Origin of the sequence: Carbonicoccus niuqiaonis, from assembly GCF_050157065.1 — a bacterium.
GTDB lineage: Bacteria > Actinomycetota > Actinomycetes > Propionibacteriales > Propionibacteriaceae > Avipropionibacterium.
This window is the reverse complement of the sequence record NZ_CP189573.1, coordinates 3,412,574-3,437,064: the sequence shown is the minus strand read 5'-3', so window position 1 is coordinate 3,437,064 and position 24,491 is coordinate 3,412,574. Positions and strand designations below refer to the sequence as shown.

Below are 24,491 nucleotides of genomic sequence, written 5' to 3'. Positions count from 1 at the left end.
ACGTCCTCACAGCCTGATCCGGGGGTCGATGATCGCGTAGGTGACGTCGGCGATCAGGTTGCACAGCAGCACCAGCACGGTCGTGATCATCACGAATCCCATGATCACCGGGTAGTCGCGATTGGAGATGGCGTCGATGGCCATCCGGCCGGTGCCCGGCCACGCGAAGATCTGTTCGATGATCACCGATCCACCGAACAGGCTCGGGATGGTCATCGCCAGGATCGTCACCAGCGGGATCAGCGCGTTGCGCAGGCCGTGCACGACGACGACCCGCCCGTTCGACAACCCCTTCGACCGGGCCGTCACCATGTAGTCCTGGTCCAGCACGTCGAGCATGCTGGACCTCGACCACCGGATGTAGCCGACCGCACCGGAGATCCCCATGATCCCGGCCGGCATGATCAGGTGCCGGAACGCCTCGCCCCAGCTGCCGTTCGGGACGTTGATGCCGGCGGTCGGCAGCCACTGCAGCCGCAGGCCGAACACGTAGATCCCCACCATGGCGATGAAGAAGGTCGGCACCGAGGCGATCATCAAGCTGGTCAACAAGGTCGCGTAGTCGGTGATGGTGTTCTTGCGCAGTGCAGCGATCACGCCACCGATGACACCGACGACGATCGAGATCGTCAGCGAGGTCAACATCAGGTACGCCGTCGCCGGCAGTCGGTTCATGATCAGCTCGGTCACCGGGCGGCCGGTGGTGATGGAGAAGCCGAGGTTGCCCTGGAACACCTGGCCGAGCCAGGCCAGGTACTGCACCGGCACCGGCTGGTCCAGGCCCAACTCCGCCCGCAGCGCCGCGATCGCCGCCTCCCGATCACCTTCGAAGGTCAACGGGTTGATGTACATGCTGACCGGGTCGCCCGGGATGAAGCGGGTCAACGCGAACAGTGCCATGCTGATCCCCATCAGGGCGACCACACTCACGGCCAGCCTTCGGACGACGAAGCTGATCATGCAGTTCTCCTGTCAGGTGGGGCATCGGGGCGGTGGGGCCGGAGGTCAGTGCGCGCCGACGGTGGACCGGACGCCCGGTCCACCGCCGTCACACAGGTCAGTCGGTGACCGTCCAGTTCTGGGCAGCTGACAGGCCGCCCTGTACCGGGTTGAACCCCTGCACCCGGGCCGTCGAGCCGTACGCCTGGTTGGAGACGTACAACGGGATGGCCGGCTGCTCCTCGTTGAGGATCCGGTTGGCCTGCTGGTAGAGCTCGGCCCGCCCGTCCTGATCGCTGATGGCGACGGCCTGCTTGAGCAGGTCGTCCAGCTCCGGATTGCAGTACGCCGAGATGTTCAGCGACGCCTCGCACATGAACCGGTCGTTGATCGCACCCGGCTCGGTCGGCGGCAACGCCAAGATGGTGATCAACAGGTCGAACTTGCGCTCCTCGACCAGCTTGCTCAGCTCGGCCGGCTGCAGCGGGTGCAGCTTGGCGTTGATGCCGACGGCCTGCAGCTGCCCCGCCACGATGTCCATCACCGCGTCACGGTCAGCCTGCCCGGGAACGATGTCCAGATTGACCTCGACGTCGGCGTCCCATCCGGCCTCGGCCAACAACTGCTTGGCCTTCTCCGGGTCGTAGTCGTAGCTCGTCAGGTCGTTCGGGATGGTCCACGACGGCTGGTACAGCATCGACTGCGGCACGCTGCCGTTGCCGGCCAGCACGTTGTCGACGATCGACTGGCGGTCGATCGCGTGCAGGATCGCCTGCCGGACCTTGACGTCGGCCAACTTGCCCGAGTCCAGCGCGGTGTAGAGCGACATCACACCGGTGCCCTCACGCTGCTGGACGGTGACGGTGCCACTCTCGGCGAGCGCCTTGGCGTCGACCGAGGAGAGCTGCGCGATGTCGATCTCGCCGGTCTCCAACTGGGCCCGGGCGACGTCGCCGGCCAGGAACTGGGCGTAGACGTGCGACAGCGGGTGTTCCTCGAAGCTCTCCTCGTTGGGCACGAACTCGATCTGGTCGTCGGTGACCCAACGGGAGAAGACGTACGGGCCGATGCCGACGGCGGGCTCGCGGAACTCCGGTGCACCCTGGAACTTGGCACGGTCGATCTCGGAGTAGACGTGCTTCGGCACGATGGTCAGGCCCGGCAGTGAGTTGAGGAAGGCGGCGTTCGGTCCGCTGAGCGTGATCTCGACCGTGCGCTCGTCCGGGGCGACGACGCCGGTGATGGTCTCGGCGTTGCCCTCGGAGAACTCGGTGTAGCCGGCGACCGAGGCCAGCCGTCCGCTGAAGGCCGACTTGGTGTCGGGGTCGGCATAGCTCTCGTAGGAATACACCACGTCGGCGGAGGTGAACGGGGTGCCGTCGCTCCAGTTGGTCTCCCGCAGCGTGAACGTGTACGTGGTGGCGTCCTCCGACACCTCCCACGACTCGGCGAGCACCGGCACGTACTCCTCGCCCGAGGTGCTGAGCAGGGGACGGAAGTGCAGGCCCGCGATCTCACCGTCGGCACCGTTGGTGGCGTGGAACGGGCTGAAGCCGGTGGGTGCCTGGTACAGCTGGTACCGGATGTCACCGCCACCAGCATCGCCGGTCCCTGCCGAGGGTTCGGTGCCGGGACTCGACCCGGGGGGGGAACACGCCGCGAGGGCCATCGTCAGCGCGAGAACGATGCCGACGATCGTTGTCAGCCCGTGAGGTCTACGCATGATCAACTCCTTGCCCGTCGTCAGCGACGGATCAGTGGAACCGGATGTCCCCAGGTGACCCCGAGCCACATTGTAGGACGTCGAACATACTAAGAAGTCATGCGAGGTCGGTCAATGCCTTCCGGCACCGGTTCGGGTAACGGTTCGGTGAAGGGGTGCCCGGAGTCAGCTGGGCGGGGTGGCGCGTCAGTCCTGGTACTCGCCCTGGCGCATCGGGCCGAAGTGGGTCCGCATCGCCTTGGTCGCGGCTTCGGGGTCGCCGGCCTCGAGGGCGTCCACGATGGCGCGGTGGTCGTCGGGGGTGTTGGCCAGGTCGGCGGCCGGGTTCTTGTCCAACATGGTGCGGGTGCTGTCCCACAGGGTCCGCAGGAAGCCGCTGAGGATCCAGTTGTCGAGCGGGCCGTACAGGATCTGGTGGAAGCGGCGGTCGGCCTCGAAGGCGCGTTCCCCCTCCGCGGTCGCGGCCTCGATCTCGGCCACGCACTCGCGCAGTTGGGTGAAATCGGCCTCCGTCAGTCGACCGCACACCTCGGCGACCAGGCTGCTCTCGATCAGCGATCGCGCCTCGGCGATCCGGCGCAGCACGTGGTCGTCGCCGTCGCGTCGCAGCAGCTTGCCCCAGAAGGTGAGGCCCTCGTCGAGCCGGGGGAGCGAGACGTCGGAGAGGTAGGCCCCGTAGCCGTGGCGGATCTCGAGGATCCCCAGTGACTGCAGTGACCTCATCGCCTCGCGGATGGCGTTGCGGGAGACGCCCAACTTCTCGCAGAATGTGGCCTCGGTGGGCAGCCGGTCGCCCGGCCCGAAGCCGTGGTCGATGATGTAGGCCTTGAGCAGTTCCTCCACCGACGGCGGCGAGGGCCGTCGGTAGGAGCGCTCCTCGACAGGGTTCGCTGGCACGGTCCCAAACGTACACCTTCGTCGTACGTAGCACGTCCGACAATCCTGCGAGATCCACGTCCGGATGGGTTGACATCGCCTGCCGACCACCCGATCATCAGATTGTCCCACAACCTACAGTCACAACGATGGGCTCAGGAGTCACTCCGTGTCATCCACCTCTTCGACGACGAACACCCTGCGGGATGGCTCGTTCGCCGACTTCGCCGCTGGCACCCTCGGCAACGCCGGCCAGAACATCTACGTCTCCCGGGCCGGGGTACTGCAGCGGATCGCGTACGCCAGCCTCGCCGGGAGCGGCTACGTCGACATCCCGTTTGCCAACTCCCACGACGACGGCGTGTCGCTGCCGGCCTACGTCTACCTCGATGCGCTGAACGGGGACGAGCGGCTTGAGCTCGACACCCGGGGTGCCTTCGCCGGCGCCAGTGGCGACCTGACCGGGGACGGCTTCGACGACATCGTCATCGCCAACCAGTTCGACGGTGCCACCAACGAGGTGTACGCCCAGGTCTACTTCGGCGGACCGGACGGCTGGAGCCACAAGCGGATGCTGCAGTTGTGGGCGCCGTCGAGCAAGGACGTCGTGATCGGCCGGTTCGCCCCGGGGGCGAAGCCGGCGATCGTGTTCGTGAGCCGGGAACGGCTGCGGATCTTCGAACAGGACGAGCAGGGCTTCGCCTCCCGCCGGTGGCGCGACCTGACCCTGCCGAGCCCGATCGAGTCGATGGTGGTGGCCGACCTCGACGGCGACGGCTGCGACGACCTGGTCGTACGGGCACCCGACAGCAGTGTGCGGATCCACTGGGGCGGCGACGGCGGTGTCGACCCGGAGCGATTCACCCAACTCGACGTCGAGCTGACCGGCAACCACGAGATCAACACCCGGCTCGACGCTGCGGCGATGGGTGCGGCCGGCGGCACCGTCGACAGTCTCGGCGCCACGGGGCTGTTCGTCTACAAGACCCCGACGGTGAGTCGGCTCAAGATCGTCCGGTACGAGGGGCGACCCCACATCTTCCTGTGTCCACGGGAAACCACGCTGTTGGTCGGGGTCGGCGCGGACCGTGAGCCGGCGGTCGGTCTCCGGCTGGAGACCGGTCCGGTGATGAGTGCCGCCATCGGCGACACGACTGGCACCGGCGTCGAGGACCTGGTGCTCGCGGCCCGGCAGCCCGCCGGTGCGGAGCAGGAACACTCACTGCGGTACGCGGGACTCCCCGGCGGCGGTTTCGCCGACGAGCCGTCCACCGTGGTGACCCGGTCGGCCAACGACGTGGTGATCGCCGACCTCGACGGCAACGGCCGTGGCGACGTGATCATCTGCCAGGACCACGTCCACGACTCCTACACCACCGAGTCGCTGGTGTTCCCCGGTACGCCCGAGGGGCCGGCGGCCGAGCCGCGGCGCCTGACGACGCACTGTGCACTCGACGTGCTGCTGGTGCGCGGGCCGAAGGACGGGTTGCCGAAGCCGGTCTTCGTCAACCACCTGAGCAACACCATCCACGGGGACGTCGACACCCACGTCTACCTGGGTGGCCCGGACGGCTACTCGGCCGACCGGCGACTCGCCTTCCGCGGGTGGGCGGCGACTGAGCTGAAGTTCGTCGACCTGACCGACTCGGGGGCGCCGGACGTCTATGTCGCCAACTCGAACGAGAACTGGCTGGAGCATGACTTCGGCTCGTTCGTCTACTACCGCTCCGGTGACGAGTTCCCGGACGAACGGCGGGTCGAACTGCCGACCACCCACAACATGTCCGGAGTGTTCGCCGACCTCGACCGGAACGGCTACCTCGACCTGGTCGGTTGTGGTTGGTCGAACAGCGAGGTGTTGATCTTCCCCGGTGGCCCGGACGGCTTCGGGGAGCCTCGCCGGATCGAGTTGATCATCGACGGGGTCACCTACAACCAGCCCCGCTACATGTCGATCGCCGACCTCGACCGGGACGGCTGGCTCGACCTGGTGATCCCCGAGCTCGGGCCGAGCGGGGGCGGGGTGATCATCCTGTGGGGTGGCCCGGACGGCTTCAGCGCCGACCGTGCCACGGTGCTGCCGAGTGGTACCACCGTGTCCTCGCGGATCGCCGACCTCGACGGGGACGGTTGGCTCGACCTGGTGGTCGGCGGCTTCAAGGGCGACGACCCGCACGACGACTACCGCACCTTCGTCTACGTCTACTGGGGTGGGCCCGACGGTTTCGCCAACGACCGTCGCACCCAGTTGCCAGGCTCATTCCCGGTCGACGTCGGTGTCGCCGACCTCAACAACGACGGCCACCTCGACATCGTCGCCACCAACTACCACGGTCATCAGCACCGCGACCTCGACACCTACGTCTACTGGGGCGGGCCGGACGGTGAGTTCCATCCGCACCGGATCACGCGGTTGTTCCACCACTCCGCCTGCGGGGTGCTGCTCGCCGACTTCGACGAGGACGGTTGGGTCGATATGGCGATCGCCAACCACAAGACGTACGGCAACCATCCCGGCGACTCCTACGTCTGGTTCAACGGCCCCAACGGCTTCACGGAGTCGAACCGGGTCGACCTGCCGACCGGTGGCCCACACGGGCTGAGCCACCAGGACTTCGGCAACGTCTACGACCGCGGCCCCGAGGAGTACTTCACCTCCCGGGTGCTGCGGACCAGTGGTGGCGGCACGTGCACCGAGCTGCGCTGGGAGGGCAAGGTGCCGCCCAAGACGTGGGTGACCGGAACGATCCGGACCGCCGACACCGAGGCCGGGCTCGTCGATGCCCCGTGGGTGCCGGTCGGCGGGGGCGTGCCGGTGGGCGAGTTCGTCCAGTACCGTCTCGCCCTGGGCGCCACCAACAGCGTCGCCACCCCGCGGATCACCGCGGTGGAGTTGATCATGGCGTGAATGGTGTCGCTGCCGTGAGGCCGTCCTGTTCGAGATGACCAAGGAAGGGTGATCACATGAGTGGTCCCAAGGTGGATGCCATCGCTGTCGATCTTGCACCCGGCGACGGGTTCGCCCGACACAGCGAGGGCGCCTTCGCCACGCTGGCCGACGGGACGGTGCTGTTCGTCTGGTCACGGTTCGACGACGGCTCCTTCCATGACAACGCGGGCGCCGACCTGGTGGCCATCCGTTCTTCCGACGGCGGTGTGACCTGGTCCGAACCGGAGCTGGTGCTGAGCCGCCACGACGACGACGCGATCAACGTGATGAGCGTGTCACTGCTGAGACTGCAGGACGGGCGACTCGCGCTGTTCCACCTGCGTCGCAAGGGATTCCACGACATGCGGTTGATCATGCGGATCTCCGATGACGAGGGTCGCAGCTGGAGTGAGGGGCGCTGCTGCATCCCGGCGATCGGATACCACGTCACCAACAACGACCGAGTGATCCAACTGTCATCGGGTCGACTCGTGGTGCCGGCCGCCTTCCACCGTGCCCGAGATGTCGGGCCGGAGCCGTCGTTCGACTCGTGGGCGACGACGTACTTCTCCTTCTCCGACGACCTCGGCGAGACCTGGCACGAGTCACGGCCGTCGGTGCTGCCGTACGGCGACAGCAGGTCAGGGATGCAGGAGCCCGGGGTGGTCGAGTTGGCCGACGGCACGTTGTGGGGGTGGGCACGGACCGATCAGGGGTCCCAGTGGGAGATGTCCAGCCGCGACGGCGGCGAGACCTGGTCGGTGCCGCGGCCGTCCGTGTTCAGTTCGCCGCGATCGCCGTTGTCGGTGAAGCGACTGTCATCGGGGCGGCTGGTGGCAGTCTGGAACCCGGTTGCCGCCGGGCCGGGGCAGTACCGGCCACCGTCCGGCTGGAACGACGGGCGCACTCCGCTGGTGCTGGCCATCGGCGACGGACAGGCGACCGAGTGGACGGACCAGATCGTGTTGGAGGACGATCCGGACTCGGGATACTGCTACACCGCGATCCACGAACTGCCGGACGCCCTGCTGCTGGCCTACTGCGCCGGCTCGGCGGTGCACGACACGAACTGCCTCACCCGACTCCGGATCCGCCGGATCAGCACGACCACCTGATCCGGCGCGCCGACGTGATCACGCGTGTCCGGGGCGGCCGAGCCGGTTGACCGTCGACACCCCGAGGCTGAGGTCCTGCACCAACAGCTCGGCGATCTCCACCTCCGTCGTGCCGCCCTTGCCGCCCAGCAACATGAAGTGGGTGATCGTCTCCGCGTGCCGTAGCGGAGCCTGCTCCGCCACCACCGTGCCGTCGACCGAGATCACCACGGTGCCCGCGTCCAGGTCGGCGTCGAACTGCAGGGTGTGCCACTGTCCCGCGACGAGGCTGGTCGGGACCGGCAACGGCCCGAAGTCCTGCGGATGCTCGATGTCGGGGCGGTCCGGGAGCACCTGGATGAAGTCCTGCATGTAGCCGGCCAGGCTGAACGCGGTGTCGGTGTACGGCTGGCTGATCTTGACATACCGGGTCGTCACCTCGGGACCGTGGAGGGTGAACGTCAGCCCGTCCTTGGTGCCGCTCCAACCGCCCTGTTCCACCCAGTCCCCATTGGTCTCGGCGATCCAGACCCGCAGGTCGCCCGGTTCGACGCGGGTGACACCGGACGCGTTGAAGTCGGAGCTGCCGGTGATCACCAGCCCGTCCAGGGTTCGCGGCTGCAGCAGGTCCAGACCGATACTACGGCCACCGTAGTCGAAAGCCACACCACCCACCTCGCCGAAGTGCAGCTCACCGGTGGCCGGATCGGTGTCTTCGGCTAGCCAGCCGCCGAGCGGCACCGCGTCGAACACGTCCTCGGTGGTGGTGAACACCGCGTGGTCGGGCTGCACCTCGAGCAGTGTGACGGTGCCGTACGCATTGGCCCCGCCGGTCGGGGTGTCGACGGTCGAGAACCCTTCCTGGACAGCGATCCGGAGCCCGGCGGTGGTGTCACCGACCCGGATCCGACAGCGGACCATCGCCTTGCGGGTACCCGGGAACAACCGTGATGCACCGATCGGGACGGTCACCCCGGCTGAATCCAGCCGTACGGCTCGCACTCCGTCGCGCGGCCCGTCGACCAGGGTGAGCGACCCTGCCTTGGTGGTACGCCACCACCGTGACTGCGCCAGCTCGGAGCCGTTCGCCACCCCCGCGGTGGAGTAGTGGTTCAACACGTCCAGGGCGCCGTGGCTGTCCTGCACGTAGCGGTCGATGTCCTCGACCAGCAAGGTGCTGCCGGTGCCCGCTCGGACGTCGGCCCACCCCACCAGCAGGTCCGACTCCCCGGCCGCGGCCATGAACGATTCGATCATGGTGACGCGTTCATTGCCGCTGAACCAGCCCGGCCGCGACAGGCTGGTCGCCCCGGTCAGGTCCTGGTGGTGGCGGTACCGCTGTCCGTCGTCGGTGGTCCGGGCGACCGTGAGGTTGTTGCGCCAGTAGCTCGCCTGGCCCAGCGCATTGTGGCCCGACCAGCTCAGCAGCAGGCTGTCATCGGGCCGCCACAGGAAGCTGGGACAGGTGTTGGTGGCCAGCACACTGCTGTCGACCACCGGTGTCCAGGTGACGCCGTCGTCGTCGGAGTAACTGACCGCGAAGTGGTACTTGGCGCCGGACTGCTGCCGGGCGATGATCATGAGGCGACCGTCGGAGAGCTCGGCGATCGCCGACTCGCTGATGCCGCCCTCGAAGCCCTCCACCTCCATGGTCAACGGGGTGTCACTCTGGGTCCAGGTGAGACCACCGTCGGTCGACCGCAGGATCGCCTCGGCGAACTGGCCGTCCGGTAGGTAGATGTGGGGGACCGGCACCACGTACGCGCCGCTGCTGGTCTTGATCGGATCGCTGTAGGTGATGTTCCAGGCGACGTCCTGACCGGTGAGGTGGTTGGTGAGCAGCTGCCGTCGCGGGGTGCCGAACACCGGCCGCCGATCGACGTAGTGATCAGCCTGCGCGATCCACAACTGGCACAGGTGTTGCTCCGGGTCGGTCCAGTCGGGACCGCTCGACACCCCGGTGGCGTAGAACACGGCGGTGAGGACCCCGGTGTCGGGATCGACCAGGAAGCCACCCGCCCGGTCCAGGGCGACATCGGGGTTCGACGGCGGGATCATCGGCTCGGGCAGGGTCCAGGTGCGACCGTCGTCGAAGCTGTACCGGGCGTGGATGCCGCCGGTCCGCGTGGTGTTCGCGGCGATCATCAGCGTCCCGTCGGGGAGTCGGGCCGGATGGATCTCGAGCCCGAAGTTCAGTCCGGCGGCGGACTGCCCGCCCTGTCTGCGGTAGGTGCGGCGTCCGTACTCGACCTGCAATGCGTACGCGTCGTTGAGCACACTGGTCGCCACCGGGTTGCCGGCATGGGCGTACGCGATGATCACCGACTTCGGGCCGATCGATGGCACCCGGATGAAGATCCCGTCGCCGTCGTTGTACGCGTGCAACTGCCGACCGTCCTCGTCGGCGAACCGCAGATCGGCCAAGTCCTCGCGGAGCTTGCCGTCGCGGATCAACTGACCGATGCCCAGCTGATCAAGGGGGAGGTACGCACAGCGGTCGCGCAGGGCCTGGTCGTGGGGATTGTGGATCCGCAGTCGACTGCGATTGGTCCAACTGCCGCCGCCCGAGGCGACGAAGGAGCCGGGTTGCACGTCGTGTGCGAACAGGGACTCCTGCACAGTGGTGGTCACGATCGTCGCGTCGGGCCCTTCACCGTCACGGTGGCAGTGCACGGCAACATAGCGGGCGGTCACGTCCAGCCCGAACAGCCACACGGTGGTGCCCAGATCGAGGAACTCGGCGTCGTGACGGGTCCAGCTGGCGTTGTCGTCGCTCGCCCACACCGACAGGTCGCGCGGGTTGAGCCGGTGGGACGGCCGATTGGTGGGGATCTCGAGGGCCGTCACGTGCTGCGCGGACCCGAGGTCGACCCCGAGGCTGCGGTAGCGGCAGTCGAGAGCCATCCCGTACGTCGCGCCGAACTGGGTCAACGGGCCGGTGCGGGGATCGTGGTGGTTGTCGATCAGGCCCACGGTGGCCGGGAGCCGGCCTGCGGTCGGGTCGGCAGTGGGGGCCGCGTGCGCTGCGGTCGTCCAGTCGCCGGCGGTGGCGGTCAGGACGGTCGCGGTGGCGAGACCTGTGGTGGCAAGGAACTGGCGGCGTCGCATGTCACTCCTTCGTGAGCAGACGATCGGGGGTTGTGACACGACACTATGAACATCAGCCGACATGGGTCAAGGGACATCCCACAATATTTGGCAAGGCGAGCGCCTCGACGGGCTCGACGGAGGCTCTCGTCCTCGGTTCAGTGTCCCGGTCGCACCCAGCGGTCGGCCCAGTCGAGCCATGCCGCCCAGTCGAAGGCCTCCACGCTGTGCGGGCCGGGCCGCAGGTGGTAGCCCAGGGGGGCGCCGTCGGGCTGCAGGACGGTGCCGGGTTCGGGGAACTCGCCAGCGGTGGCCTCGGCGCCACCCTCCCAGGTGGCCGAGGCCTGCTGCCACGACAAGAACTCACCCTCCGGGTCGGCCCACGTGTCCTCGCTGGCACTCGCCACGTACACGGGACGTGGTGCGATCGCGGCGATCAGTTCGGGCTGGTCGACCGGCAGCGGGTCGCCAGCCAGCACGATCTCGGAGAACCGACGCGCGAACCAGTGCGGCCGCACCTCCGCCAGCACGGTCGGGGTCTCGCCGACTGGCCGGGACAGGGCCGCACCCATGGCGCCGGAGTTGTTGCTGATCGCGGCGGCGAACCGCTCGTCGGTGGCTGCGGCCCACAGGGCGGTCTTGCCGAGCCGGGAGTGGCCGTGCGCGATCACCGTGGTCGGGTCGACCTCGGGCACCATGCCCGCGACCAGGGCGTCCAGGACGCGCGACATGGTCCAGGCCCACATGCCGATCGAGCCCCAGTCCGACGGTTCACGACTGTCGGTGTCGGTGTCGTGGAACAGCTTGTGCGGTCCGCGGGCGAAGATGTCGGCGGTGTCGGGCGCGAGTTGGACGTAGCTCCAGGTGATGTTGGCGTACCCGCGGGCCGCGACCGTCGGATAGTCCCACCGGTTGGCCTGGGCACCACGGGGAAACGGGATCTCGAACCGCTCCTTCAGTTCGTCGTACGACAACGGGTCGCCGTGGGACGGATCCTCGGGCTCGGTCAGGTCGAGGACGTCGGGATCCTCGGAGGTGGTGTGGTTGCCGCGGAAGTTCATCCCCAGGAACGCCGGGGCGCCACGCTCCCCGCGGCTGGCGATCGGCGGTAGGTGGACCAGCAGGGTGATCGCCAGCTTGTCCTTCTCTGTGGCGAGCTCGAGGACCAACTGCCGCCGCAGGCTGTCGTCGGCCAACGGGGTCTCGCGAACCTCGTGCCACCTCATCGCCACGTGCTCGGCCGGCGGCCGTCCGTACACGTCGTCGGCGAAGAGCCGGACACTCTCCTCCGCCGTGCGGTTCGGGTCGGGCTCGTTGACGTACGGATTCTGCTCGGTCGATGCGGTGCTCATGGGGCGATCCTGCCGTTGCGGCCTCGGGCGACGCCACTCGGGTGACACGGATCGGACACGTCCCCGTCGACCTCACTGTGGATAGTCTGACGTAAGCTTGGCCGGAGGCCTGTCATCATGTCGATACTCGACGACGTCGAGCGGTTGCTGCCGCGGTGCGGCCCCACATCGCTGGACCAGCTGGATCGCTCGTTGTACCAACTGGCCGCGCAACGGGTGTTCGAGACGTGGGCGTTGCTGGGGTGCTGGATCGTCGACGCCGAACGTTACTGCGTCGTTCTTCGGCGGGGTGCGGACACGGTCGGGCTGGTCAGCGGCCCGGACGGACTTCCCGAGCCCGCGGCCGAGCACCTGGCGCAATGGCGCTCCGCCGGCTGGGTCAGCACGGATGTCGTGTGGAGCGTCGATCCGGCCGACCTCGGTAGTCCTTGGGGATCCCGGCCGCCACGACCGGGCGATGCGCGGCACCACGAGTCCGGCATCATCGCCTGGGACGACGCTGCCCATGGCCCACGCCCGCCCGACGCCTCGGCCGACGATCACGCCATCATGGACCTCCATCAGCACATCCAACATTCCATGTGGTCCGAGACCGCGGGGGTGCGCTATCTGACCGTCCACCGCGGCGGGCTGCGGTTGCGGTCCTCACTGCGACTCGCAGCGTTCTGGGTCACCGCTCCGGACTCCTTCGCGGTGATCGAGGCGCACATCTGGCCGAGGTACGACGCAGAGAGCGACGAGGCGTTGCTCAGGGCGACCCGGCTGCCCGGCCAGCAGTATCTCCGGTTCGGTGAACAGCTCGCACCGAACCCCTACTACTCGTGGTCGTGGATCATTGATGACCTGCAGCACCAGAAGGAGTTGGACAACGTCTACGTGTATCCAACTGGTGCGCTGCACGGCAGGGACGTGGCGCACGGCGTGGCCTGGAGAGGAGAGCAGCCCCCAGGTGGCGTACGGATGGCGGATCACCTGCACGCCGTCCTCGATCGCGATCTCCCGGCTTTGCCCGACCCACCCGTGTGAGCGCAATTACAGCGCGCCAACGTTGCATAAATCCCTTGTCAGGCAAGGGTTGCGGTGAGGTGGAGCCCGAATGGCCGAGCGGGTCGGAACGTCGTAGACTGCCGAGACGTTAGTGAAGGTTTTCACGAGCTCGATGCCCAGGAGTGACCCATGACCGCCCCAACCGAGTCCGACGTCATCGTCGTCGGAGCCGGTCCGGCAGGCTCCACGGCGGCCGCCCATCTGGCCCGCCGTGGGCTGAGTGTCACCCTGGTGGAGAAGTCTCGGTTCCCCCGGGAGAAGGTCTGCGGCGACGGGCTGACCCCGCGCGCGACCCGCCACCTGATCCGACTCGGCATCGACACCTCCGAAGAGGCGGGCTGGCTCCGCAACAAGGGTCTCCGCATCTACGGCGGCACCACGACCCCGTTCGAGCTCGACTGGCCCGACCTGGCCGACTTCCCCTCGTACGGGCTGGTCCGCCCCCGTGCCGACTTCGACGACCTGCTGGCCCGCCAGGCGATCAGCTTCGGCGCCACGCTGTACGAGGACACCCACGTCACCGAACCGATCCTCGACGACCGGACCGACCGCATCATCGGCGTCCGGTCCAAGGACGGCCGCGAGTTCACCGCACCCCTGGTCGTCGCCGCCGACGGCAACTCGGCCCGGCTCGGGCTGGCGATGGGGGTGCACAAGCGGGACGACCGACCGATGGGGGTCGCGGTCCGTACGTACTACACCTCACCCCGCCACGACGACGACTACCTCGAGTCGTGGCTGGAGCTGTGGGACGGCAAGCCCCGCCAGTCCAACCTGCTGCCCGGCTACGGCTGGATCTTCGGCATGGGTGACGGCACCTGCAACGTCGGCCTGGGTGTGCTCAACACCTCCACCGCGTTCGGCAAGACCGACTACAAGGACCTGCTGCGCCGCTGGCTGTTGAACACCCCGGAGGAGTGGGGCTTCCGCGACGAGAACATGACCGTCCCGATCCGTGGTGCCGCGCTGCCGATGGGCTTCAACCGCAAGCCGCACTACACCCGCGGGCTGCTTCTCGTCGGCGACGCCGGCGGCATGGTCAACCCGTTCAACGGGGAGGGCATCGCGTACGCGATGGAGGCCGCCGAGTACGCCGCCGAGGCCATCGCGGAGGCCCATCAGCGGGGGATCGGCACCCAGTCGGCCGAGCTCGCGCTGCGCGCCTACCCGTCCTCGCTGGCCGGCTCGCTCGGCGGCTACTACCGTCTCGGCGGCATCTTCGTGAAACTGATCGGGCGTCCCGAGATCATGAAGCTCTGCACCCGCTACGGTCTACCTCGTAAGACGTTGATGAAGTTCGTACTGAAGCTGCTCGCGAACTTGACCGACAGCCGCGACGGCGATGCGATGGACAAGATCATCAACTCGCTCACCAGGATGGCGCCCGCAGCATGAGCACCTTCACCGAAGAGACAGGCCAGATGGGACCTCGACCATGAACGACATGTACCTCGGCATCGTCTTCCTGCTGGCGATCGCGGCGGGCTTCGTGGCGGTCACCCTCGGGGTGAACGCGATGCTGGGCCCGGGACGCTACAACCGGGCCCGCCTCGACGCGTACGAGTGCGGCGTCAACCCGACGCCCCAGCCCGTCGGCGGCGGTCGCTTCCCGATCAAGTACTACATCACCGCGATGTTGTTCATCGTGTTCGACATCGAGATCGTCTTCCTGTACCCATGGGCGGTCTCGTTCGACCAGATGGGCGCCTTCGCCCTGGTCGAGATGGTGTTGTTCATCGTCATGGTGTTCGTGGCGTACCTGTACGTCTGGCGCCGCGGGGGACTGGAATGGGACTGATCAGCAACGTCGACGGGAGGCTGTGATGGGAGCAGAGGACAAGATCCCCAGTGGGATCATGCTCACCACGGTTGAGGGCATCTTCGGTTACATGCGGCAGTCGTCGTTCTGGCCGGCATCGTTCGGCCTGGCGTGCTGCGCCATCGAGATGATGACGTACGGTGCGCCGCCGTACGACTCGGGTCGCTGGGGCCAGGAGGTCTTCCGCGCCTCGCCGCGCCAGGCCGACCTGATGATCGTCGCCGGCCGGGTGAGCCAGAAGATGGCGCCGGTGGTGCGGCAGGTCTACGACCAGATGGCCAGCCCGAAGTACGTGCTCGCGATGGGCGTCTGCGCCTCCTCGGGCGGCATGTTCAACAACTACGCGATCGTGCAGGGGGTCGACCACATCGTGCCGGTCGACATGTACCTCCCCGGCTGCCCGCCGCGGCCCGAGATGCTGGTCGACGCGGTCTTCAAGCTGCGCAACATGATGCTGCGCCGGCCCATCGGCGTCCACGAGACCGAGGTCCACGAGGCCAACGAGCGGGCCGCACTCGAAGCCGTACCCACGCATGAGATGAAGGGCCTGCTGCGATGAGTGACAAGCCCCGCCACGATCCCGACACCCCGGTCGACCCCGACCCGCAGGGTGTCGAGCGCGGCGACGCCACCTCCGAGGACACTTCGGCGCCGACGCACGACACGGCCGCCGACGCCAAGGCCAGCGCCGCCGAGGTCGACGAGAAGTCGACCTCCGCGACGCCGCCGGCCCGAGCCGAGGGCACGAAGGAGCCCGAGGCGGCCAAGAAGGACGAGCCGGCCACCGGTGTCGGCGACGGCGTCCAGGCCAGCCCCGGTGCCGAACTCGCCGCCCCACCGGCCGGCGGTGGCCGTACCTTCGAGGTCCGCAAGGGCATGTTCGGGGTGCGCGGTTCCGGCGACACCTCCGGGTACGGCGGCCTCACCCGCCCGATGCAGTTCCCCGGTGCCTCGCGTCGCCCGTACGGCGACGGCGACACCGCGTGGTTCGACACGGTGGTCGACCGGCTCGTCGAGCTGGTGCCGCCACTGGGCGACCTGGTCGTCGTGGTGGACCGGGGCGAGCTGACCCTGCACATCCCGCGGGAGCACCTGGTCGCGGTCGCCAAGCAGCTCCGCGACGACGCCCACCTGCGGTTCGAACTGTTCTCCGGTGTCTCCGGGGTGCACTTCCCCGAGGACACCGGGCACGAGTTGCACGCGATCTACCACCTGCAGTCGATGACCCACAACCGTCGGATCCGACTCCAGGTGACCGTCGCCGACGCCGACCCGCACATCCCGTCGGTGGTGCCGACCTACCCGGCCGCCGACTGGCACGAACGCGAGACGTGGGACATGTTCGGCATCGTCTTCGACGGACACCCCGCGCTCACCCGCATCCTGATGCCCGACGACTGGCCCGGGCACCCGCAACGCAAGGACTACCCGCTCGGTGGCATCGACGTCGAGTACAAGGGCGCCACGATCCCGCCGCCGGATCAGCGGAGGAGCTACAACTGACATGACTGCACCGAACAATCCGGCCACCGAGGTCGACCCGAACAACGATCCGTACGGCCCGGCGAGCGACGCCCACGAGGGTCGCGTCTACACCGCCGGCGGGCAGGACTGGGACGCGATCGTCGACGCCCAGGCCGAACACCTCGACGAGCGCATCATCGTCAACATGGGTCCGCAGCACCCGTCGACCCACGGCGTGCTCCGGCTGGTGCTGGAGATCGACGGCGAGACCGTCACCGAGTCGCGCTGCGGCATCGGCTACCTCCACACCGGCATCGAGAAGAACATGGAGTTCCGCACCTGGACCCAGGGCGTGACCTTCTGCACCCGGATGGACTACCTCACCCCGCTGTTCCAGGAGGCCACGTACTGCCTCGGCGTGGAGCGCCTGCTCGGCATCGAGGACCGCATCCCGGAGAAGGCGAACGTGATGCGGGTGCTGCTGATGGAGCTCAACCGCATCTCCTCCCACCTGGTCTGCCTCGGCACCGGTGGCATGGAGATCGGCGCGCTGACCGTGATGACCATCGGCTTCCGGGAGCGCGAGAAGGTGCTCGGCGGGCTGGAACTGATCACCGGCCTGCGGATGAACCACTCCTTCATCCGTCCCGGCGGGGTCGCCCAGGACCTGCCGGACAACGGCGTCGAGCAGCTCCGTGACCTGGTGAAGTGGCTCAAGAAGCACCTGCCCGAGTACGCGGCACTCTGCAACGAGAACCCGATCTTCAAGCGGCGGCTCTGCGACGTCGGGTACATGGACCTGTCGACCTGCCTCGCGCTCGGCATCACCGGCCCGCCGCTGCGTTCCACCGGCTACGACTGGGACCTGCGCAAGAAGCAGCCCTACTGCGGCTACGAGACCTACGACTTCGACGTGATCACCCACACCGACGCCGACGCGTACGGGCGGTTCATCATCCGGCTCGAGGAGATGTGGGAGTCGGTCAAGATCATCGAGCAGTGCCTCGACCGGCTGGACAAGATGAAGGGCGACCCGGTGATGGTGGACGACGCGAAGATCGCGTGGCCCGCGCAGCTGGCACTCGGCCCCGACGGCATGGGCAACTCCAACGACCACATCCGCCACATCATGGGCGAGTCGATGGAGGCGCTGATCCACCACTTCAAGATCGTCACCGAGGGCTTCCGGGTGCCGCCCGGCCAGGCGTACGTGCCGGTCGAGTCGCCGAAGGGTGAGCTGGGCGCACACGTCGTCTCCGACGGCGGCACCCGGCCGTACCGGGCGCACTTCCGTGACCCCAGCTTCGCCAACCTGCAGGCGATGCCGGCCGTCACCGAGGGTGCGATGGTGGCCGATGTCGTGGTCGCGGTGGCGAGCCTTGATCCAGTCATGGGAGGGGTTGACCGATGAGCCCGGACGATCGGCGCAGCGACGCTGCGGTGACCAAGGCCAAGGTGGAGGCCACCGAGGCCGCGGAGAAGGTCCCGGCGACCGCCGTCGCCGAGACCCACGCCGAGGGTGGCAAGGGCCACCACTTCCCGAGCCACTTCGCCGACTCCGGCGGCGTCGACTTCACCGGCGACCAGACCACCGCGATCGGCGAGGAGACCATCGAGGAGCTGCGGCAGATCGCCGCCCGCTACCCACAGCCGCGGTCGGCCCTGTTGCCGATGCTGCACCTGGTGCAGAGTGTCGAGGGGCGGGTCACCCCGGCCGGCATCGAGGCCTGTGCCCGGGTCCTCGACATCACCACCGCCGACGTGAACGGTGTGGCGACGTTCTACACCATGTACAAGCGCAAGCCGGTCGGCGAACACCACGTCGGGGTCTGCACCACCGCCCTGTGTGCGGTGATGGGTGGCGACCAGATCCTCGCCGACCTGCAGGGCCACCTGGACGTCGGCAACGACGAGACCACCGCCGACGGCAAGATCACCCTCGAGCACATCGAGTGCAACGCGGCCTGCGACTACGCGCCGGTGATGATGGTCAACTGGGAGTTCTTCGACCAGATGACCCCCGAGTCGGCCCGCGAGGTCGTCGACAAGTTGCGCGCCGGCGAGCAGGTCACCGCAACCCGCGGCGCCCGGATCTCCAGCTGGCGCGAGGCCGAACGGGTGCTGGCCGGCTTCCCCGACGGCCGCGCCGACGAGGGGCCGACCTCGGGGACGGCCTCCCAACTGGGACTGCAGATCGCCCACGAAAAGGGTTGGCGGGCACCAGAGGTGCCGGCGCCGGCCGAAGCTGACTCCGACGCGAAGGGGGAGGGGCAGTGACCGAGGAGAACGTGACCACCGCGGCGGTGGACACCCTGACACCGGTGCTCAGCCGCAACTGGGCCGACGAGCGTGCCTGGAAGCTCACCAACTACGAGCGGGTCGGCGGCTACAACGCGCTGCGCAAGGCGCTGCGGATGACGCCCGACGAGATCACCGCGCTGGTGAAGGATGCCGGGCTGCGTGGCCGTGGCGGTGCCGGCTTCCCGACCGGGATGAAGTGGTCCTTCGTGCCGAAGGACAACCCGAACCCGACGTACCTGGTGATCAACGCCGACGAGTCCGAGCCGGGGACCTGCAAGGACATCCCGTTGATGATGGCCTCGCCGCACACCCTCGTCGAGGGTGCGATCATCTCCTCGTACGCGATCGGTGCGAAGTTCGCGTTCATCTACGTCCGCGGTGAGGTGCTGCACGTGGCCCGTCGGCTGCAGCAGGCCGTGCGGGAGGCGTACAGCGCCGGCTACCTGGGCCGCAACATCCAGGGCACCGGGGTCGACCTCGACCTGGTCATCCATGTCGGCGCCGGGGCCTACATCTGCGGCGAGGAGACCGCCCTGCTCGACTCGCTCGAGGGACGCCGTGGCCAACCGCGGCTGCGTCCCCCGTTCCCTGCGGTGGCAGGGTTGTACGCGTCCCCGACGGTGATCAACAACGTCGAGTCGATCGCCTCGGTGCCGTGCATCGTGGAGAACGGCAAGGACTGGTTCAACCTGATGGGCACCGAGAAGTCCAAGGGGATGACCCTCTACTCGCTGTCGGGGCACGTGAACCGTCCCGGGCAGTTCGAGGCGCCGCTCGGGATCACGTTGCGGGAACTGCTGAAGCTGTCCGGCGGCATCCGCGAGGGACACCAGCTGAAGTTCTGGACCCCGGGCGGCTCGTCCACCCCGATCCTGACCGACGAACACCTCGACCTGCCGCTCGACTACGAGGGCATGGCCGGTGCCGGCTCGATGCTCGGCACCAAGGCGCTGCAGTGCTTCGACGAGACCACCTCGGTGGTCCGCACCACGCTGCGCTGGGTCGAGTTCTACAAGCACGAGTCGTGCGGCAAGTGCACCCCGTGCCGTGAGGGCACCTGGTGGCTGGTGCAGATCCTGATGCGGCTGGAGGCCGGTGAAGGGGTCGAAGGTGACATCGAGAAGCTGCTCGACCTGTCGGAGAACATCGGCGGCCGCTCGTTCTGTGCCCTCGCCGACGGTGCCGTGGCGGCCGTGACCTCGGCCATCAAGTACTTCCGCTCCGAGTTCGAGGACGGCTACCACACGCCCGCGTGGGAGCTGTTCCCGTACGAGAAGAGCGCCCTGTTCACGCGCGCCACGGAAGGGGCCCCCGCATGACGGCGACGGAGAAGGGCACCGAGGTCACCCCCGCGGTCGAGATGGTCACCGGGACCATCGACGGCGTCGAGGTGTCGGTGCCCAAGGGGACGCTGGTGATCCGGGCCGCGGAGGCGATGGGCATCGCCATCCCGCGGTTCTGCGACCACCCGCTGCTCGACCCGGCCGGCGCCTGCCGGCAGTGCATGGTCGAGGTGACCGACGACGGCCGCGGCCGCCCGATGCCGAAGCCGCAGGCCTCGTGCACCCTCGAGCTGATGCCGGGGATGAACGTCAGCACCCAGCTCACCTCCCCGGTCGCTGACAAGGCGCAGTGGGGGCAGATGGAGTTCCTGCTGATCAACCACCCGCTCGACTGCCCGATCTGCGACAAGGGCGGCGAGTGCCCGCTGCAGAACCAGGCGATGTCGAACGGTCGCGGCGAGACCCGCTACGAGGGCGTCAAGCGGACCTACCCGAAGCCGCTCAACATCTCCTCCCAGGTGCTGCTCGACCGGGAGCGCTGCATCTTGTGCGCCCGCTGCACCCGGTTCTCCGAGCAGATCGCCGGTGACCCGTTCATCGCGCTCGCCGAGCGTGGCGCGCTGCAGCAGGTCGCGATCTACGAGCGGCAGCCGTTCCAGTCGTACTTCTCGGGCAACACCATCCAGATCTGCCCGGTCGGGGCGCTCACCAGCGCCGAGTACCGGTTCCGCTCGCGGCCGTTCGACCTGGTGTCGACCCCAGCCGTCGGCGAGCACGACGCCTGTGGCGCCGCGATCCGCGTCGACCACCGACGTGGTCGCGTGATGCGGCGGATGTCGGGCGACGACCCGGCGGTCAACGAGGAGTGGATCACCGACCGCGACCGGTTCGCGTTCCGCTCCACCCGCGGTGACGACCGGCTCACCACCCCGCTGGTCCGCGAGGCCGCGACGGCCGCCGGTGAGCCGGGCGTGCTCCGCCCGGCCTCCTGGCCCGAGGCGATCGACGTCGCGGTGGCTGGGCTGCAGCGCGCCGGCACCGACGTCGGCGTGCTGACCGGTGGTCGACTGACCCTGGAGAACGCGTACGGGTACGGCAAGTTCGCCCGTACGGTGCTGGGCACCAACTCGATCGACTTCCGATCCCGGCCGTCGTCGGCCGAGGAGGCCGAGTTTCTGGCCCACGCGGTCGCCGGCACCGGGCTGGGGGTCAGCTACGCCGACCTGGAGGCCGCCTCCGGTGTGCTGCTGGTGAGCCTGGAGCCCGAGGACGAGGCCGGCACGATCTTCCTGCGGCTCCGCAAGGCCAACCGCAAGCGGAAGCTGCCCAGCTGGACCGTCGCCCCGTACCTCAGCTACGGCGCCACCAAGGCCGGCACCATCTTGGTGCCGACCCGTCCCGGCGCCGAGGCGGCCGCACTGGCCGCCCTGCCCGACGAGGTCGTGCTCGACGGCGACGCGGTGATCCTGGTCGGCGAGCGCGCCGCCACCTCACCCGGCACGCTGACCGCGGTGCTCGAGCTGGCCGGGCGGACCGGTGCCCGGCTGGCCTGGGTGCCGCGTCGGGCCGGCGACCGCGGTGCGGTCGAGGCCGGCTGCCTGCCGAACCTGCTGCCCGGTGGCCGCACCACCGACGACCAGGCGGCCCGGATCGACACCCAGACCACCTGGGGCGTCGACTCGCTGCCGACCGGACCGGGGTTGGACGCGACGCAGATGCTCGCCCGCGCGGCCGAGGGCCGGTTCGCGCTCGTCGTCGCCGGCGTCGAGCCCGGCGACTTCGCCGACCCGCACGCCGTGCGGGAGGGCCTGGAGAACGCCTCCTTCGTGGTCTCGTTGGAGGCCCGCGCCTCCGACGTCACCGAACGCGCCGACGTGGTGTTCCCGATCGCGACGGTGGAGCAGCAGGCCGGCACCTTCGTGAACTGGGAGGGGCGTGAGCGTCCGTTCGACGCCGTGCTGCCCGACAAGACGACGATGAACGACCTGCGGGTGCTGGCCGCCCTGGCCGACGCCTTCGGCAGCCGGCTCGGCGTCCGCACCCCGGCCGCCGCCGCCCGCGAGTTGACCGAGCTCGGCGTCTGGGACGGCAACCGGGCCGCGGCCCCGACCACCCAGGCCGACGGGTCGAGCGGCCGGTCGACCGGCGGTGAGGTCACCCTCGCGACCTGGCGCACCATGCTCGACGCCTCCCGCGGCAACGACCACGAGCCCGCCCTGATGGGTACGGCCCGGCGTCCGGTCGCGCGGCTGTCGCCGAGGACGTACGGTGACCTGGGCGTCGGTGTCGATCTGGTCAAGGTGTCGACGGCGAACGGCGAGTTGGAGTTGCCCGCGGAGGTCGTGCCCGGCATGGTCGACGGCGTGGTGTGGCTCCCGACGAATGCGCCCGGCCACTCGGTCACCGAGGTGCTCGTCGCCGGCTCCGGCAGCCCGGTCGAGCTCCGTGCCGGAGCGGGCCGGACCGAGGAGCCGCCGCCCGGTGCGATCGAGGACCTGCGATCCGTGACCCAGGAAGGGGACCAGCGGTGAACCCTCTCGAGGTGAGCCTGCTCGGCTCCGACCCGTGGTGGCTGGTGCTGCTCAAGGCCGTCTTCGCGTTCGTGCTGTTGCTGGTGCTGACGCTGTTCGTGATCGTCTTCGAGCGGCAGGTCGTCGGTCGGATGCAGCACCGTTGGGGCCCGATCTGGAACGGTCCGCTCGGTGCGCTGCAGTCACTGTCGGACGGCATGAAGCTGATGTTCAAGGAGGACATCACCCCGAAGGCCGCCGACAAGCTGATCTACACCTTGGCCCCGTTCATCATCGCGGTGCCCGCGATCACCGCCTTCTCGGTGATCCCGTTCGCCGGCACGGTGCCACTGCCGTGGGGTGGCGAGACCAAGCTGCAGGTCGCCGACACCCCGGTGTCGGTGCTGTTCATCGTCGCGATCGCTGCGGTCGGCGCGTACGGCATCGTGCTCGCCGGCTGGTCGTCGGGGTCGACGTACCCGCTGCTCGGTGGCATCCGCTCCACCGCCCAGGTGATCTCGTACGAGATCGCGATGGGCCTGGCACTGGTCGCGGTCTTCCTGCACGCCGGTTCGATGTCGACCTCGCAGATCGTGGAGGCCCAAGCCGCCCCGGTGAAGCTGTTCTTCGGCCCGGAGATCCCGATCTGGTACGCCGTCACGCTGCTGCCGTCGTTCCTGATCTACCTGTGCTCGATGGTCGGCGAGACCAACCGCGCCCCGTTCGACATGCCCGAGGCCGAGGGTGAGCTGGTCGCCGGCTTCGGCACCGAGTACACCTCGATGAAGTACGCCATGTTCTTCATGGCCGAGTACATGAACATGATCACCGTGTCGGCGCTGGCCACCACCATGTTCCTCGGTGGCTACCGGGCACCGTTGCCGTTCAACCTGATCCCGGGCATGGACCAGGGCTGGTGGGGCCTGCTCTGGTTCTTCCTCAAGGTGTGCGCCTGCATCTTCTTGTTCATCTGGCTGCGCGGGACCCTGCCCCGGGTCCGCTACGACCAGCTGATGCACCTCGGCTGGAAGGTGCTGATCCCGGCCTCGCTGGCGTGGATCGTCTTCGTGGCCTCGATGCGGCTGGTCGCCCTGGAGGGTGTCACCCCGCTGCCGATGGTGCTGGTCGGCCTGGTCATCGTGGCGGTCCTCGCGGTGGTGTTCTTCCGCGGACGTCAGGAAGAGGAGGACGAGGCGGCCAAGGCCCGGTCCCGGAAGCAGTCGCGACGCTTCAACGCGTTCGCCGGCGGTTATCCGGTGCCACCGATGCCGGGGCAGGAGTTGCCCGAGCTGGCCAAGGTCGTCAAGTCCACCGGGTCGGAGAAGGCCAAGGCTGACGACGACGCCGACGACGACGACAAGGTCGCGGTCGGCTCCCGGCGCAAGTCGCTCGACCCCAAGCGTGAGGAGAGTGGGTCCTGATGGGATTCCTGGATTCGGTGGCGGGGTTCGGTGTCACCTTCGCCACGATGTTCCGCAAGCCGATCACCGCGGAGTACCCGGCCAAGGCACGGGTCACCGCGCCCCGGTTCCACGGCCGGCACCAGCTGAACCGCTGGCCCGACGGGCTGGAGAAGTGTGTCGGCTGTGAGCTGTGCGCGTGGGCCTGCCCGGCCGACGCGATCTACGTGGAGGGCGCCTCGAACACCGAGGAGGACCGCTACTCCCCGGGCGAGCGGTACGGCCGCGTCTACCAGATCAACTACCTGCGGTGCATCCTGTGCGGACTGTGCGTCGAGGCCTGCCCGACCCGGGCGCTCACGATGACCAACGAGTTCGAGCTGGCCGACACCAACCGTGCCGACCTGATCTACGACAAGGACCGGCTGCTCGCGCCGCTGCTGCCCGGGATGGAACAGCCGCCCCACCCGCGCCGGCTGGGTGACGACGAGCAGCAGTACTTCCTCGGGCTGCCGGAGATGACGCCGCCGGAGAACCCGGGTGCCGTCGGCACCGCCACCAACCCGGTTCCCAACCAGGGCTACAAGCTGAACTTCCTCGGCATCCCCACCCAGAAGGCGGACAAGTACGAGCCGCCCACCCAGCAGAAGGGGGACGACGCGTGATC

Annotated in this window: 17 protein-coding genes and 1 pseudogene; 13 read left to right on the top strand and 5 right to left on the bottom strand. The window is 68.5% G+C overall.

Features of this window, described 5'->3' with window-relative positions:
* Nucleotides 1-6 precede the first annotated feature (6 nt).
* The 3 genes from ACQBAU_RS15735 to ACQBAU_RS15725 form a co-directional block, all read right to left on the bottom strand.
* Nucleotides 7-960, bottom strand: a complete 954-nt coding sequence (locus ACQBAU_RS15735; protein ID WP_465255698.1) for an ABC transporter permease — start codon at nucleotides 958-960, stop codon at nucleotides 7-9.
* A gap of 97 nt (nucleotides 961-1,057) precedes the next feature.
* Nucleotides 1,058-2,662: an ABC transporter substrate-binding protein gene (locus ACQBAU_RS15730; RefSeq protein WP_465255699.1), complete on the bottom strand. Its 1,605-nt coding sequence runs from the start codon at nucleotides 2,660-2,662 to the stop codon at nucleotides 1,058-1,060.
* A 186-nt stretch (nucleotides 2,663-2,848) separates the two neighbouring features.
* Nucleotides 2,849-3,559, bottom strand: coding sequence for a FadR/GntR family transcriptional regulator (locus ACQBAU_RS15725; protein ID WP_465255700.1), 711 nt, complete (start codon nucleotides 3,557-3,559; stop codon nucleotides 2,849-2,851).
* A gap of 148 nt (nucleotides 3,560-3,707) precedes the next feature.
* Between ACQBAU_RS15725 and ACQBAU_RS15720 the strand changes: the two genes are divergently transcribed.
* Complete coding sequence (locus ACQBAU_RS15720) at nucleotides 3,708-6,446, top strand: FG-GAP repeat domain-containing protein (RefSeq protein WP_465255701.1); 2,739 nt, start codon at nucleotides 3,708-3,710, stop codon at nucleotides 6,444-6,446.
* A 56-nt stretch (nucleotides 6,447-6,502) separates the two neighbouring features.
* Entirely contained in the window at nucleotides 6,503-7,582 is a 1,080-nt protein-coding gene (locus ACQBAU_RS15715; protein ID WP_465255702.1) for a sialidase family protein, read from the top strand.
* 18 nt (nucleotides 7,583-7,600) lie between these two features.
* Here the strand turns inward: ACQBAU_RS15715 and ACQBAU_RS15710 are convergent, their stop codons facing one another.
* Nucleotides 7,601-10,669 (bottom strand): exo-alpha-sialidase, encoded by a 3,069-nt coding sequence (locus ACQBAU_RS15710; RefSeq protein WP_465255703.1) that lies wholly within the window; start codon nucleotides 10,667-10,669, stop codon nucleotides 7,601-7,603.
* Nucleotides 10,670-10,806: 137 nt separating this feature from the next.
* Nucleotides 10,807-12,000: a glucuronyl esterase domain-containing protein gene (locus ACQBAU_RS15705; RefSeq protein WP_465255704.1), complete on the bottom strand. Its 1,194-nt coding sequence runs from the start codon at nucleotides 11,998-12,000 to the stop codon at nucleotides 10,807-10,809.
* A gap of 117 nt (nucleotides 12,001-12,117) precedes the next feature.
* Between ACQBAU_RS15705 and ACQBAU_RS15700 the strand changes: the two genes are divergently transcribed.
* The 11 genes and pseudogenes from ACQBAU_RS15700 to nuoI all read left to right on the top strand — a co-directional run bounded on the left by ACQBAU_RS15700 (nucleotide 12,118) and on the right by nuoI (nucleotide 24,489).
* On the top strand, nucleotides 12,118-13,026 hold the full coding sequence (locus tag ACQBAU_RS15700; RefSeq protein WP_465255705.1) for a hypothetical protein: 909 nt from the start codon (nucleotides 12,118-12,120) through the stop codon (nucleotides 13,024-13,026).
* A gap of 150 nt (nucleotides 13,027-13,176) precedes the next feature.
* Complete coding sequence (locus ACQBAU_RS15695) at nucleotides 13,177-14,442, top strand: geranylgeranyl reductase family protein (RefSeq protein WP_465255706.1); 1,266 nt, start codon at nucleotides 13,177-13,179, stop codon at nucleotides 14,440-14,442.
* 40 nt (nucleotides 14,443-14,482) lie between these two features.
* Nucleotides 14,483-14,845: an NADH-quinone oxidoreductase subunit A gene (locus ACQBAU_RS15690; protein WP_465255707.1), complete on the top strand. Its 363-nt coding sequence runs from the start codon at nucleotides 14,483-14,485 to the stop codon at nucleotides 14,843-14,845.
* A gap of 25 nt (nucleotides 14,846-14,870) precedes the next feature.
* On the top strand, nucleotides 14,871-15,425 hold the full coding sequence (locus ACQBAU_RS15685; protein ID WP_465255708.1) for a NuoB/complex I 20 kDa subunit family protein: 555 nt from the start codon (nucleotides 14,871-14,873) through the stop codon (nucleotides 15,423-15,425).
* Nucleotides 15,426-15,694: 269 nt separating this feature from the next.
* A pseudogene (locus ACQBAU_RS15680) lies at nucleotides 15,695-16,369 on the top strand (NADH-quinone oxidoreductase subunit C); the annotation flags it as partial.
* 1 nt (nucleotide 16,370) lies between these two features.
* Nucleotides 16,371-17,741 (top strand): NADH-quinone oxidoreductase subunit D, encoded by a 1,371-nt coding sequence (locus tag ACQBAU_RS15675; protein WP_465255709.1) that lies wholly within the window; start codon nucleotides 16,371-16,373, stop codon nucleotides 17,739-17,741.
* Nucleotides 17,738-18,607, top strand: a complete 870-nt coding sequence (nuoE, locus tag ACQBAU_RS15670) for an NADH-quinone oxidoreductase subunit NuoE (protein WP_465255710.1) — start codon at nucleotides 17,738-17,740, stop codon at nucleotides 18,605-18,607. The genes ACQBAU_RS15675 and nuoE overlap by 4 nt, the downstream gene beginning before the upstream one ends.
* Nucleotides 18,608-18,633: 26 nt before the next feature.
* Nucleotides 18,634-19,950, top strand: a complete 1,317-nt coding sequence (gene nuoF / locus ACQBAU_RS15665; RefSeq protein WP_465255734.1) for an NADH-quinone oxidoreductase subunit NuoF — start codon at nucleotides 18,634-18,636, stop codon at nucleotides 19,948-19,950.
* The gene (locus ACQBAU_RS15660; protein WP_465255711.1) at nucleotides 19,947-22,445 is read left to right on the top strand and encodes an NADH-quinone oxidoreductase subunit G; all 2,499 of its coding nucleotides are present in this window, start codon (nucleotides 19,947-19,949) and stop codon (nucleotides 22,443-22,445) included. The genes nuoF and ACQBAU_RS15660 overlap by 4 nt, the downstream gene beginning before the upstream one ends.
* Nucleotides 22,442-23,845, top strand: a complete 1,404-nt coding sequence (gene nuoH, locus ACQBAU_RS15655) for an NADH-quinone oxidoreductase subunit NuoH (RefSeq protein ID WP_465255712.1) — start codon at nucleotides 22,442-22,444, stop codon at nucleotides 23,843-23,845. Before ACQBAU_RS15660 ends, nuoH begins: the two co-directional genes overlap by 4 nt.
* 8 nt (nucleotides 23,846-23,853) lie before the next feature.
* Nucleotides 23,854-24,489 carry an NADH-quinone oxidoreductase subunit NuoI gene (gene nuoI, locus ACQBAU_RS15650; RefSeq protein WP_465255735.1) on the top strand — a complete coding sequence of 212 codons (636 nt, stop codon included), beginning with the start codon at nucleotides 23,854-23,856 and terminating at the stop codon, nucleotides 24,487-24,489.
* Nucleotides 24,490-24,491 lie beyond the last annotated feature (2 nt).